This is a genomic window from Streptomyces sp. NPDC127068 (genome assembly GCF_042724695.1).
Taxonomy (GTDB): Bacteria; Actinomycetota; Actinomycetes; order Streptomycetales; family Streptomycetaceae; genus Streptomyces.
This window is the reverse complement of sequence record NZ_JBHXEN010000096.1, coordinates 1-15,270: the sequence shown is the minus strand read 5'-3', so window position 1 is coordinate 15,270 and position 15,270 is coordinate 1. Positions and strand designations below refer to the sequence as shown.

The 15,270-nt window shown below is 72.9% G+C and carries 2 protein-coding genes; both read left to right on the top strand.

Annotation, left to right across the window (positions count from 1 at the left end; all coding sequences use genetic code 11):
* The first annotated feature begins 12 nt into the window (after positions 1-12).
* Complete coding sequence (locus ACFWIA_RS34430) at positions 13-14,871, top strand: amino acid adenylation domain-containing protein (protein ID WP_387011213.1); 14,859 nt, start codon at positions 13-15, stop codon at positions 14,869-14,871.
* Positions 14,872-14,879: 8 nt separating this feature from the next.
* On the top strand, positions 14,880-15,270 hold a 391-nt coding region (locus tag ACFWIA_RS34425; protein WP_387011212.1), incomplete at its 3' end, for a condensation domain-containing protein.

The window sequence follows — 15,270 nt, the reverse complement described above, 5'->3', positions numbered from 1 at the left end:
GTGTTGGGTGGGGTGGGGTCGTTGCCGGGTTCGGTGGTGTCGGTGGTGGTGGCGGGTGAGGTGTGCTCGCCGGGGTTGGTGGAGCGGTGGGCCGGTGGTTTGTCGGGTGGGTTGGTTAATGCGTATGGGCCGACTGAGGTGACGGTGTGCGCGACGATGTCGGAGGCGTTGGCGCCGGCCGCGACTACCGGCGTGGGCGCTGGTGTGGGTGTGGGTGGGCCGGTGTGGGGTGTGGGTGTGGTGGTGTTGGATGAGTGGTTGCGTCCGGTGGGGCGTGGTGTGGTGGGTGAGTTGTATGTGTGGGGTGGTGGGGTTGCTCGGGGGTATGTGGGTCGTTCGGGTTTGACGTCGGAGCGGTTTGTGGCGTGCCCGTTCGGTGGTGTGGGTGAGCGGATGTATCGGACGGGGGACCTGGTCCGCTGGGCCACCGACAGCGATGGTGTTGCTGGCTTGGTCGTGGTGGGGCGTGTGGATGATCAGGTGAAGGTGCGGGGGTTCCGTATCGAGCCGGGTGAGGTCGAGGCGACGTTGGCCGGGCACGAGTCGGTGGGCCAGGCGGTCGTGGTCGTGCGCGAGGACCAACCGGACGTGAAGCAGCTCGTCGCGTACGTCGTCCCCCGTGACGGCGATGTGGATGCGGACACCCTGCTCGCGCACGCGGCCCGGACCCTCCCGGCCCACATGGTGCCGTCCGCGGTGGTGGCGCTGGACGCCCTGCCCGTCACGTCGCACGGGAAGCTGGACAAGGCGGCCCTGCCCGCGCCCGACCGGGGCCGGGACACCGGCCGTGCACCGGCGACCCCCGTAGAGGAGGTGCTCTGCGGGCTCTTCGCCGAAGCGCTGAACCTTCCGCACCTGGGTGCCGAGGACTCGTTCTTCGCCCGCGGCGGCGATTCCCTGCTCGCCATGCGCCTCATCGTCCGGGTCCGGCGGGTCCTCGGCGCGGAGATCACCGTCCGCGACCTGTTCACCGCCCCCTCGCCGGCCGGGATCGCCCGACTGGTCGAGGACGGCCGTGGAACCGCCCGCGCCGCGGTGGTCGCGGGGGACCGCCCCGACCCCCTGCCGCTGTCGTCCGGACAGCAACGCATGTGGTTCCTCAACGGACTTGAGGAGTCCGGCGGCGGTGCCGCCTACAACGTGCCGTTCGCCCTGTGGATGTCCGGCGAACTCGACCCCGACGCCCTGCGGTCGGCCCTGGGCGACCTCGCCGACCGGCACGAAACCCTGCGCACCCGCTTCCCGGCCATCGACGGAGTGCCCCGGCAGCACATCGTCCACGGGCGTGAGGCGCGTCCGTCGATGCCCGTACGGGAGCTCACGGAGAACGAGGTGCCGTCCGTACTGGCGGAGCTGGCCGCCCACCGTTTCGACCTCGCCCGCGAACTGCCGTGGCGGGTCGAGTTGTTGTCCCTGTGCGAGACCGAGCACGTACTGATGCTGGTCGCCCACCACATCGCGGTGGACGGTTGGTCGATGGGGGTCCTCGCGGGGGACCTGCGGACCGCGTACGCGGCGCGCCGGCAGGGTTCCGTACCCGACTGGTCCCCGCTACCGGTCCAGTACGCGGACTACGCCCTGTGGCAGCACGACACCCTGGGCGATCCCGCCGACCCGGACAGCCTGGTGGGCACCCAACTCGCCCACTGGCGGACCGCGCTCGCCGGCATGCCGGAGGAGGTGGCCCTCCCGGCGGACCGTCCGCGGCCGGCCGTGCCGACCTTCACCCCGGGGTCGGTACCCGTACGGCTGGACCCCCGGACCCACGCCGAGTTGGCCACCGTCGCCCGTGAGGGTTCGGCGACGGTGTTCATGGTGGTGCAGGCGGCGTTGGTGATGTTGTTGGCGCGGTTGGGTGCGGGGCGTGATGTGCCGGTGGGTACGGCGGTGGCGGGGCGTGGGGATGCGGCGTTGGAGGGGTTGGCGGGGTTCTTCGTCAATACGTTGGTGTTGCGGACGGTGTTGGAGGGTGATCCGTCGTTCGAGGAGGTGTTGGCGCAGGTCCGGGAGACGGACCTGGCCGCCTACGCACACCAGGACGTGCCGTTCGAGCGTCTGGTGGACGACCTCAACCCCACCCGCTCCCTCTCCCGCAACGCGCTCTTCCAGGTCATGTTGTTGCTCCAGAACCTCCCGGCCCCGTCCTGGGAGCTGCCTGGCCTGACCGTCCGGGCCCGGGAGGCCGTCGCCCCGCCGGCCCGCTTCGACCTGTCCTTCACCCTCACCGAGCGTCGTGATCCCGCGGGTGACGCGGCCGGGATCGACGGGGACCTCGCGTACCAGACCGACCTGTTCGACGAGTCGACCGCGCGGGCACTCGTGGACCGGCTGACCCGCGTCCTCGCCCAGGTCGCGTCCGACCCCGGCACCCGGCTCGGACGGCTCGACGTCCTGGACGGCCCCGAGCAGCGGGCCGTGGTCGAGGAGTGGAACGACACGGGGCGCACCCTCCCCGCCGCGACCCTGCACCGGCTGGTGCGGGACCGTGCCGCCCGCACCCCCGACGCCCCCGCGGTGACCGGCGACGCCACCGGCTGGACCCACGCCGAGCTGGACCGTCGCGCCAACCGGATCGCCCACGGGCTGATCGCGCGGGGGGTGCGTCCCGAGGACCGGGTCGGCGTGGTGATGGGCCGCTCCGCGGAGCTCGTCGCCGTGCTGCTCGGCGTCCTCAAGGCGGGCGCGGCCTACGTGCCCCTGGACGCCGCGCACCCCGCCGAACGGTTGCGCACGGTCGCGGCCGAGGCCGGTCTGTCGCTGACGCTGGCCGACCGGATCGTGGACGGCCTCGGCACCGTCCCCCACCCGGACCTCCTGGCGGACGACCTGCCGGACACGGACCCCGAGGTGCCGCTGTCGCCCGACGCACTCGCCTACGTGATGTACACCTCCGGTTCCACCGGGGTGCCCAAGGGCGTCGCCGTCACCCACCGCAACGTCGTCGCGTTCGTGCTCGACCGGGCGTGGGACGGCGGCCTCGCCGAACGGGTGCTCTTCCAGGCCAACCACGCCTTCGACGCCTCCACCTACGAACTGTGGGTGCCCCTGGTGCGCGGCGGCGCCCTCGTCGTCGTGCCGTCCGGGCAGGTGGACGCCGCCGAGCGGGGACGCCTGATCGCCGAGCACCGGGTCACCAACGTGCACGCGACCGCCGGACTGTTCGCCGCGCTCGCCGCGGAGGCACCGCAGATCTTCGCGGGCGTCCGCGAGGTGTCCACCGGCGGCGACGTGGTGTCCCCGTCGGCGGTGCGCGCCCTGCTGAGGGCCCACCCCGGGCTCACCGTCCGGACCACGTACGGGCCGACCGAGGCCACGGCCTTCACCACCCACCTGCCCTACGCCGCAGCCGATGACGTCCCGGAAACCGTGCCGATCGGCCGCCCGATGGACAACAGCCGGGCGTACGTCCTGGACGAGTTCCTGCACCCGGTCCCGCCCGGGGTCGTCGGGGAGCTCTACCTCGCGGGCGCCGGGCTCGCCCGCGGATACACCGGCCGGGCCGCCCTGACCTCGGAACGCTTCGTGGCCGCTCCCTTCGGCGCCGCCGGCGAGCGGATGTACCGCACGGGGGACCTGGCGCGCTGGACCGAGGACGGGGAGCTGTCGTTCGCGGGGCGGGCCGACGAACAGGTGAAGATCCGGGGGTTCCGGATCGAACCCCGGGAGATCGAGGCGGTGCTCGCCGCGCAGCCCGGCGCGGGCCGGGTCGCGGTGATCGCCCGGGAGGACCAGCCGGGCACGAAACGGCTGGTCGCCTACGTCGTCCCGGCCGCGGTGGAGACGGCCTCCCCGACGGCGGACCACGCGGGCACCGCCGCCCGGCACCCGCTGGACGCCGAGGCGCTGCGGGCCGCCGCAGCCGCCGTGCTGCCCGACTACATGGTGCCGTCCGCGGTCCTGGTCCTCGACTCCCTCCCGGTCACCGTCAACGGCAAACTCGACCGCGACGCACTGCCCGCGCCCGAGTTCACGAGCACGGAGGGCCGCGCCCCCGTGACGCCGGTCGAGGCGACCCTGTGTGACCTGTTCGCCCAGGCCCTGGGTGTGGACCGGGTCGGCGCCGACGACTCGTTCTTCGCCCTGGGCGGCGACTCGATCATGTCGATGCTGGTGGTCGCCCGGGCCCGGCGCGCCGGAGTGCTGATCACCGCCCGGCAGGTCTTCGAGCACCGGTCCCCGGCCGGACTGGCCCGGGTCGCGACCGCCCTCGCCGTCGACCGGCCCACCACGGGCGCCACGCCCACCGGGCCCGTACCGCTCACGCCCGCCATGCGGGAACTCGCCGAACGTGCCGGGCCGGTGGCACTCACCGGGACCCTCGCCCAATCCATGCTGCTGTGGGCACCGGAGGGACTCGACCCCGAGCGACTGACCGCCGCGGTGCAGACCCTCCTCGACCGCCACGGCCTGCTGCGGGCGCGCCTGGAACCCACGGCGGACGGGCCCCGGCTCGTCATCCCGGAAGACGGCGGGGGAGCGACCGCCGCCGACTGCGTGACCCGGGCCGCGACGGACGACGCGGAGGCCGAGACGGAGTCGGCCGCCCGCAGCCTCGACCCCGCGAACGGCCGGATGCTGCGGGTGGTCCTGTTCGACGCGGGCGCCGACCGGCCCGGCCGGGTGCTCCTGGTCGCCCACCACCTCGTGGTCGACGTCGTCTCCTGGCGCACCCTCGTACCCGAACTGGTCGCTGCCCACGACGGAGACCGGTCCGCCGGACCCCCGGCCGGCACCCCCTTCCCGCACTGGGCACGCGCCCTCGCCGCCCAAGCGACCAGCGGTGCCCGACGGATCGAACTCTCCTACTGGCACGATCTGTTGAGCATCGAAGAGGAGCCGCTCGCGGAACGCGCCCTCGATCCGGCCGTGGACACCGAGGGCGCCGGAACCCACCGCGTCGAACTCACCCTGCCGGCGGCGACCACCACGGACCTGCTGACCCGGGTGCCCACCGCCTTCCACGCCGGGATCGACGACGTCCTCCTGACCGGACTGGCCGCGGCCGTCGAGCACTGGCGGCGCGACCGGGGCCGCGCCGCCACCGCCGGCGGGCTCCTGGTCGACGTCGAGGGCCACGGCCGGGTGCCGCTCGGCGAGGACATGGACCTCACCGGCACGCTCGGCTGGTTCACCAGCACCTCGCCGCGCCGCCTCGACCCGGGCACCGTCGACCTCGCCCGGGTGCGCGCCGGGGGCCCGGAGGCCGGGCGACTCCTCAAAGCCGTGAAGGAACAGCTCCGGTCCGTTCCCGGCGACGGCCTCGGCTACGGACTGTTGCGGTACCTGGACCCGGAAGCGGCCCCCGCCTTCGCCGGACTGCCGTCGGCGCAGATCGGCTTCAACTACCTCGGACGGTTCCGGGACGCCGCCACCTCCTCCTCCGCACCGGCAACCCCCTGGAGCCCCGTCGACGGGACCGGCCTCGGGGTCCGCCCCGACCCCCGGATGGCCCTCGCCCACGCCCTGGAGGCCGGCGGACTGGTCAACGACCTGCCGGACGGCCCCCGACTGACCCTCTCCCTGGTCGCCCCGGCCGGACTGCTCACCGAGGACGCACTGCGCGACCTGGTCACCACCTGGTCCGAGGCGCTCACCGGCATCGCCCGCCACACCACCCTCGACGGCGGTGGCGGCCACACCCCCTCCGACTTCCCCCTCGTCACCCTGGGCCAGGACGACGTCCGGGAACTCGAAGCGGACGCCCCCGGCCTCACCGACGTCTGGCCCCTGTCACCCCTCCAGGACGGGCTGCTGTTCCACGCCTCGTACGACGAGGGCTCCCGCGACGTGTACGTGGAACAGACCGTCGTCGACCTGGACGGCCCCCTCGACCCGACACGACTGCGCACCGCCTGGCAGGCACTGGTCGACCGCCACGCCAACCTCCGCACCGGCTTCCGCCAGCCGCCCGGACTGGACCGCCCCGTCCAGGTGGTCACCGCGGCGGCCACCGTCCCCTGGCGCGAGGCCGATCTGAGCGGCAGCACCGACACCGCGGGCGAGGCCCGCCGGCTGGCCGCCGAGGACCGCGTCCGGTTCGACCTCACGGCCCCGCCCCTGCTGCGCCTGCTGCTGGTCAAACTGGCCGAGCACCGGTACCGACTCCATGTGACGCTGCACCACATCGTCCTGGACGGCTGGTCGCTGCCGGTCCTCTTCGGCGAGCTGTCGGAGCTCTACGCCACGGACGGCGACGCGGGTGCGCTGCCGCCCGTCACCCCGTACCGCGACTACCTGGCCTGGCTGGACCGCCAGGACACCGAAGCCTCCGCCGAGGCGTGGCGGGCCGCCCTGTCCGGCACCACCGAACCCACCCTCGTCGCCCCCGGTGACCCGGACGGCGAGCCCGGCACCCCGCACACCGTCACCACCTTCGCCGATCCCCGCCTCACCAGTGCCCTCCGCGAGACCGCGGGCGCCGCGGGGCTCACCGTCAACACCCTCGTCCAGGGCGCCTGGGGCATCCTCGTGGGCATGCTCACCGGCCGCAGCGATGTGGTCTTCGGCGCGACCGTGGCCGGCCGGCCCGCCGAACTCCCCGGCGCGGACCGCATGGTGGGCCTCCTGATGAACACGGTGCCCGTACGGGTGCGCCTGGACCCCGCCCGGACCGTGGTGCAGTTCCTCACCGAACTCCAGGCTCGCCAAAGCAGCCTGATCGACCATCAGCACCTCGGCCTGAGTGAGATCCAACGCGTCACGGGCGCGGGTGCCACCTTCGACACGTTCCTCGCCTACGAGAACTATCCGCGCCACCCCGAGGGCCCGATACGCCTCGAAGGAGTGACCGCGGGCCCGCTGGGCGGCGAGGACGCGGCCCACTACCCGCTCGCCCTCGGCGTCATCCCCGGCGACCGCCTCGAAATCCGGTTGGACTACCGCGCCGACCTCCTGGACGAGGACACCGTCCGTGCGCTGCCGGACCGACTGATCCGCGTACTGGAGCAGATCACCGACGACCCCGGCGGGCGGCTGGGCGGGGTCCAGGTCCTCGGGGCGGCCGAGCGCGCAGTGGTGGTCGAGCAGTGGAACGCCACGGACCGCGACGTACCGGCCGGCACGGTGCCCGAGTGGTTCACCGCACGGGCCGCCCGCACTCCGTCAGCCGTCGCGGTGGTCGCGGGTGACGCGGTCTGGTCGTACGCCGAGTTGGACGAGCGGTCCGGCCGGGTGGCGGGCTGGTTGGCAGGTCGTGGCGTGGGCCCGGGCGGTCGGGTGGGCGTGGTGATGGACCGCTCCCCGGAACTGGTGGCGGTCCTCCTCGGCGTGTGGAAGTCGGGCGCCGCGTACGTCCCGTTGGACGCGGCGCACCCGGTGGACCGGTTGCGCGGTGTGGTGTCCGAGGCCGGCGTTTCGGTGGTCGTCGCGGACCGGGTGCGGGAGGGGCTGGAGACGGTCCCGGTGGTCGATCTGCTGGCAGCGGACCCCCTCGCTTCGCCGCCCGTGGTGCCGCCGGGCGCCCTCGCCTACGTGATGTACACCTCCGGTTCGACGGGTCGACCCAAGGGCGTGGCCGTCACCCACCACAACGTGGCGGCCTTCGTCGCGGACGGGGCCTGGCGCGACGAGCTGGTGGAGCGGGTGTTGGTGCAGGCCAACCACGCCTTCGACGCGTCGACCTACGAGCTGTGGGTGCCCCTCGTGCGCGGCGGGCGGTTGGTGCTGGTGCCGCCCGGCGAGGTGGACGCGGCCGAACGGGGACGCTTGATCGCCGAGCACGCGGTGACGAACGTGCACGTGACGGCTGGTCTGTTCCGGGTGTTGGCGGAGGAGTCGCCGGAGATCTTCGCGGGTGTGCGGGAGTTGGCGACGGGCGGTGACGTGGTGTCCTCGTCGGCGGTCCGTGCGGTCCTTGCGGCCCACCCGGGCATGACGGTGGTGGCGAACTACGGCCCGACGGAGACCACGGCGTTCATCACGCGCCAGGCGTACACGGCCCAGGACGCGGTCCCGGCGGCCGTACCGATCGGTCGGCCGATGGACAACAGCCGGGTGTACGTCCTGGACGAGTTCCTGCGTCCGGTCCCGCCCGGTGTGACGGGCGAGCTGTACCTGTCGGGCGCCGGCCTGGCCCGTGGTTACGACAGCCGCCCGGGCCTCACCGCCGAACGCTTCGTGGCCTCGCCCTTCGGCGGGCGGATGTACCGCACGGGTGACCTGGCTCGTTGGACGGCCGGCGGTGAGTTGCTGTTCGGGGGCCGTGCCGATGACCAGGTGAAGATCCGGGGGTTCCGGATCGAGCCGGGCGAGGTCGAAGCGGTCCTCGCCGCACACGAGTCCGTGGGTCAGGCCGCGGTGATCGTGCGGGAGGACCAGCCGGGGACCAAACAGCTGGTCGCCTATGTCGTCGCCGCCCGCGACCAGGTGGACGCGGCGGCACTGCGTGCGCACGCCGCGGACGTCCTCCCCGACTACATGGTGCCCTCGGCGGTCGTGGTGCTGGACGCCCTTCCGGTGACGGTGAACGGCAAGCTCGACCGGGCGGCCCTGCCGGCGCCCGAGGTGACCGAGTCGACCGGCCGGGGCCCGCGGACACCGCGCGAAGAGCTGTTCTGCGCCCTGTTCGCCGAGGTGTTGGGACGGGCGCGGGTCGGTGCGGAGGACTCGTTCTTCGAGCTGGGCGGCGATTCGATCATGTCGATGTTGGTGGTGGCGCGGGCGCGGCGGGCTGGTGTGGTGATCACGGCGCGTGAGGTGTTCGAGCGGAAGTCCGTGGCTGGGTTGGCTTTGGTGGCGCGGGAGTTGTCGGGTGTGGGGGTGCCGGCCGGGGGTGGTGTGTCGGCGGTGGGTGCGGTGCCGTTGACGCCGGTGATGCGGGAGCTGGTGGAGCGTGCGGGTTCGGTGGCGCTGACGGGCGCCTTCTCCCAGTCCTTGACGGTGGAGGTCCCGGCGGGCTTGGACTTCGCCCGGCTGGAGGCGGCGGTGCGGGCGGTCGTGGACCACCACGACGTCCTGCGCGCCCGACTGGAACTGACGGAGGGCCGCCCGACCGGGCTCGTGGTACCGGAGGAGGGGGCCACCGACCAGACCGTGCGGCGGGTGGATGCGCGGGGTCTGGTGGGTGGTGGGTTGGGTGATGTGGTGCGGGGTCGGGTGGAGGAGGAGGCGGGGCTCCTGGATCCGGTGGGGGGCCGGATGGTGCGGGTGGTGTGGTTCGACCGAGGTCCCGACGAGACGGGGCGGCTGCTGTTCGTGGTGCACCACCTGGTGGCCGACGGGGTGTCCTGGCGGGTGCTGGTGCCCGAGGTGTCCGCGGCCTACGAGAGTGCGGACCCCGCGGCGGCGGAGTTCGGACCGGCGGGGACGTCCTTCCGCGCGTGGGCCACGGCGTTGGTGGCGGAGGCGTCGACACCGGAGCGGGCCGCCGAACTACCGGCCTGGACGGCCCTGTTGGAGGGCGCCGACGTCGTGATCGGCGATCGGCCGTTGGATCCGTTGGTGGACACGGTGGCTGCGGGGACGCGTCGGGTGGAGGTGCAGGTGCCGGCGGAGGTGACGTCGGAGCTGCTGACCCGGGTGCCCGCGGCGTTCCACGCGGGCGTCGACGACGTGTTGCTGGCCGGGTTCGTGGCCGCGGTGGGTGAGGTGCGCGGGGTGTCCGGTGGCCTGTTGGTGGATGTGGAGGGTCATGGGCGGGTGGCGTTGGGGGAGGGGGTGGATCTGTCGGGGACGGTGGGTTGGTTTACGTCTTCGTATCCGGTGCGGGTGGATGTGGGTGGTGTGGGTGGTGGTGATGTGGGGTTGTTGGTGAAGCGGGTGAAGGAGCAGGTGCGGGGTGTGCCGGGTGAGGGGTTGGGTTATGGGTTGTTGCGTTTTGTGGGTGGTGAGTTGGGTGGTTTGCCGATGGCTCGGGTTGGTTTCAACTATATGGGTAGGTTTGGTGTGGGTGGTGGGGGTGTGTGGGAGCCGGATGGTGAGGTGGGTTTGGGTGGTACGGCTCCGGAGGGGATGGGGTTGGTGCATGAGGTGGAGGCGGGGGGTGTGGTGCGTGATGTGGAGGGTGTGGGTCCGGTGTTGACGGTGTCGTTGGTGTGCCCGGTGGGGGTGTTGGGCGAGGCGGAGTTGCAGGTGTTGGGTGAGGCGTGGGTGGCGGCGTTGCGGGGTGTGGTGGCGCATGTGGTGGAGGAGTCGGGTGGGGGGCATACGCCGTCGGACTTCCCGTTGGTGGCTGGCCTGGGACAGGGCGCGGTGGAGGAGTTGGAGGCGGCGGTTCCCGATCTGGTGGACGTGTGGTCGCTCTCCCCGTTGCAGGAAGGACTCCTCTTCCACGCCCGCTACGAGGACACCGGCCAGGACGTCTACGTCGGCCAGTGGCACCTCGACCTCGAAGGGCCCGTCGACCCCGCGGTCCTGCACGCCTCCTGGCAGGCCCTGCTGGACCGACACGCCAGTCTGCGCACCGGATTCCGGCAACCGGCCGGCCTGGAGAACCCGGTGCAGGTGGTCTCCGCCGGGGTGGTGCTGCCCTGGCGGGAGGTGGACCTCTCCGGGCTGCCCGACCCGGACGCCGAGGTCCACAGGCTCGCACAGGAGGAGAAGGCGGCCCGGTTCGACCTGAGCCGTCCCCCCGCCCTGCGGCTGCTCCTCGCCAAGCTTGCCGACGGACGGCACCGGCTGCTGGTGACCTCGCACCACATCGTCATGGACGGCTGGTCGCTGCCCGTCCTCTTCGGCGAACTGTCACGGACGTACGCGGCCGGCGGCGACACCCGTGCGCTGCCGCCCGTCACCCCGTACCGCGACTACCTCGCCTGGCTCGACCGCCAGGACAAGGAGGCCGCCCGCGAGAGTTGGCGCGCACTCCTGGACGGCGCCGACGAGCCCACCCTCCTGGGGGTCCAGGACGGCGGCGCCGCACGGATCGCGCACGTCACCTCCCACACCGGGGAACCGCTCACCCGCGCGCTGGTGGACACCGCCCGCGGACACGGACTGACGCTGAACACCGTGATCCAGGGCGCCTGGTCGGTCCTCCTCGGCAGCCTCACCGACCGCGACGACGTGGTCTTCGGCACGACGGTCGCCGGCCGCCCCGTCGAACTGCCCGGCGTGGAACGGATGCTGGGGCTGTTCATCAACACCGTGCCCGTCCGGGTCCGCCTCCGCCCCGAACAGAGCGTCGCGGAACTGCTCACGCAACTCCAGGCACAACAGACCCGACTACTGGAACACCACCACCTCGGCCTCGCGGAGATCCAACGCATCGCCGGCGCCGGAGCGGCGTTCGACACCCTCGTCGTCTACCAGAGCTACCCGCAGGACGCCGATCCCGCCGACGTGCCCGGCGGGCTGCCGGTGACCGGGGTCGGCAACGAGGAGGCGACGCACTACCCGCTCACCCTGATCGCGACGCCCGGCCGCGACCTGGAACTGCGGCTGGAGTACCGGACCGACGTGCTCGACGAACCGGCCGCCCGCACCCTGGTCGCCCGACTCGCCCGACTGCTCGAACAGTTCACCGCGCACCCCGAGACCCGCATCAGCAGCGTCGACCTCCTGGAGCCGGCGGAACGGCACCGGGTCCTGACCCACTGGAACGACACCGGACGCCCGGTCCCGCAGCCGCTGGTCACCGAACTGTTCACCGCCCAGGCCGCCCGCACCCCCGACCTGCCCGCGGTCGTCACCGCCCGCGCCGGCCTCACCTACGCGGAGCTGGACGCCCGGGCCAACCAGGTGGCTCACCGCCTCATCACCCTCGGCATCGGCCCCGAAGACCTCGTCGGCGTCCTCATGGAACGCTCGGTCGACCTGATCGCGGTCATGCTCGGCGTCCTCAAGGCCGGCGCCGCCTACGTACCCATCGACCCCGGCTACCCCGCGGAACGCATCACGTTCATGCTGGCCGACGCCCGACCCGCCCTCCTGGTGTGCACCCGGGACGGCCAGCGGTACGCCGAAGGCTTCGACCACCTGCTGTGGGACGCCCCGGACGTCGCCGCCGAACTCGCCTCCGCGCCGACCCGCACCCCCACCGACACCGACCGGGTGGCACCGCTACGCCCCCGACACCCCGCCTACGTGATCTACACCTCCGGTTCGACCGGCACCCCCAAGGGCGTCGCCGTCCCGCACCTCGGCTTCGCCAACTACGTGACCTGGCGCATCGGCGCCTACGGCTGGGGGCCCGGGGACCGGGTCCTCCAGTTCGCCTCGGTGTCCTTCGACACCTCCGTCTCCGAGATCTACCCCACCCTGACCAGCGGTGCCACCCTCTGCCTGGCCCGCCGCGACGGGGACGTCCTGCGCGAACTGGAGACCCTGGACGTCAACGCCGTCACCTTCACCCCGAGCGTCCTGGAGACCCTCGCCGCGGAGGACCACGGCCCCGGCGGCGTCCTCGCCCGCATCGAGCACGTCGTCACCGCGGGCGAGGAGTGCAGCCCCGACGTGGTGCGCCGCTGGGCCCCCGGCCGGGCGTTCCACAACGAGTACGGGCCGACCGAGGCCACCGTCGACGTCACCAGTTGGACCGCACCCGACCCGCTCCCGGACAGCGTGCCGCTCGGCCCGCCGATCGCCAACGTCCGCGCCTACGTCCTCGACCGGCACCTGCGGCCGGTGCCCCCGGGCGTCACGGGCGAACTCCACGTCGCCGGCACCGGGCTGACCCGCGGCTACGTGCGCCGCCCGGGACTCACCGCACAGCGCTTCGTCGCCAACCCGTTCGGCGCCCCCGGCGAGCGGATGTACCGCACGGGCGACCTGGCGCGCTGGTCCGCGGACGGCCAACTGGTCTTCGCCGGACGGACCGACGACCAGGTCAAGATCCGCGGCTTCCGCATCGAACCCGGCGAGATCGAAGCCGTCCTCACCGCCCACCCCGCGGTCGCCCGGGCCGCCGTCATCGCCCGCACCGACCGGCAGGGCGGGCGCACCGTCAAACGCCTCGTCGCCTACGTCGTGCCGGAGGTCGACGCCCCGACGGCCGTCGACCCCGAGGCACTGCGCGCACACGTGGCCGCCCGGATGCCCGAACACATGGTCCCCGCCGCCGTCGTACGGCTCGACGACCTCCCCGTCACCGTGAACGGCAAGCTCGACCGGGCCGCCCTCCCCGCCCCCGAGTTCCGCGGACGCGGCGGAAGGGTCCCCACGACAGCGGCCGAAGAGATCCTGTGCGCCCTGTTCGACGAGGTCCTCGGCCTCACCGAAGCCGGCGCCGACGACTCCTTCTTCGAACTCGGCGGCGACTCGATCATGTCGATGCTGCTCGTCACCCGGGCCCGGCGCGCCGGACTGGTGATCACCGCCCGACAGGTCTTCGAACACAAGACACCGGCGGCCCTCGCCCGCAACGCCACCCCGATCGACGACGGAGCACCCCCCGCCGCCACCGAACCCGACGTCGCGGTCGGCAGGGTCCCGCTGACCCCCGTCATGCACGAACTGGTCGAACGGGCCGGCCCCTGGGCGCTCACCGGCGCCTTCGCGCAGTCCATGCTGGTACGGGTGCCCGCCGGACTGGACCTGCCCCGGCTGACCGCGGCCGTCGACGCCCTCCTCGACCACCACGACATCCTCCGCGCCCGCCTCCACCTCACCTCGGGCACACCGCAGTTCCTCACCGTCGCGGAGAAGGGTTCGGGGCCCGGCGCCGCAGACCTCGTCCACCGGGCCGGCACGCCGGACGTGGAGACCGCGTTCCGCAGGACGGTGGACGACCTCGACCCCGAGGCCGGGGCGATGATCCGGTTCGTCTGGTTCGACGCCGGCCCGACCACCCCCGGCAAGCTGCTCGTCGTCGCCCACCACCTCGTGGTCGACGGGGTCTCCTGGCGGGTCCTGCTCCCCGACCTGGCGGCGGCCTACGAAGCGCTGGAAGCCGGACGCCCCGTGACGCTCCCGCCCGTCGGCACCTCCTTCCGCACGTTCTCCCGCTTCCTGGAAGCGGAAGCAACCGACCGCGAAGCGGAACTGCCCCAGTGGACCGGGATGTTGGACGGCCCCGATCCGCTCCTCGCAGACCGGCCACTGGACCCGACCGTCGACACCGTGGCCGCGGGCGTCCACGGGGCCTCCCTGACCCTGCCCGTCCCGGTCACCTCGGACCTGCTGACCCGAGCCCCGGGGGCCTACTACGCCACCGTCGTCGACGTCCTCCTGTCCGGACTGGTCGCCGCGGTCACCGAACGGCAGCGGGCCCGGGGCCGCGACGTCGACTCCGGGATGCTCGTGGACATCGAGGGACACGGCCGGGCGCCGAGCGCACGGGGCGCCCGGGCCCGCGAACTCGACCTGACCCGCACGGTCGGCTGGTTCACCAGCGGCCACCCCGTACGGCTGGGCCCGGGCACCGAGGACCACCGCGGCGTCCGCTCCGGCGAAGCCGCCGCGGGCCTCCTCATCAAGCAGGTCAAGGAGCAGCTCAGGGCCGTACCCGGGGACGGTCTCGGCTTCGGGTTGCTGCGCTACCTGAACCCGCGCACGGGCCCCCTGCTCGCCCGGTCGTCGACCCCGCAGATCGGCTTCAACTACCTGGGACGCTTCGCCGCCGGAGATCGTCAGTTGGACGGTGACCATGACAGCGCCGGAGCGAACTGGCAGCCTGATGGAGACGTGGTCCTGGGCGGCTCGGCGGACGCCCGGATGTCCGCGTCCCACACCCTCGAAGCCGGTGGGCTCGTCCGTGACCTGCCCGAGGGTCCGCAGCTGACGCTCACCCTGACCTCCCCGGCCGGACTGCTCGACCAGGACGCCCTTGAAGAACTGGTCGCCGGCTGGGCCGCGATGCTCACCGGGCTGGCAGCCCACACCGCCGGCCCGCACCCCGTCCTCAGCGGTCACACCCCGTCCGACTTCACGATGGTGGACCTTGCCCAGGACGAGATCGACGAGTTCCAGATCATGCTCTCCGGCGAGAAGGAGTGAGTGACGCAGTGAGCCAGGTGCGGATCGAAGATGTGTGGCCGCTGTCGCCGCTTCAGGAAGGGCTCCTGTTCCACGCCGGGTACGACGAGGAGAGCCCCGACGTCTACGTGCTCCAGGGCGCCATGGAGATCCGCGGCGATCTGGACACCGCGGTCCTGCGCGCGTCCTGGCAGGCGCTCCTCGACCGCCACGCCGCCCTACGCGCCAGCTTCCAGCGGCGGGCTTCCGGCGACCCGGTGCAGCTGATCGCCTCGGGTGTGGAGTTGCCGTGGCGTGAGGTGGATCTGTCGGGGTTGTCGGTGGAGGAGGCGGGGGTTGAGGCTGGGCGGTTGAAGGAGGAGGAGGGTGGTCGGCGGTTTGATGTGGGTGTGCCGCCTTTGTTGCGGGTGTTGTTGTTGC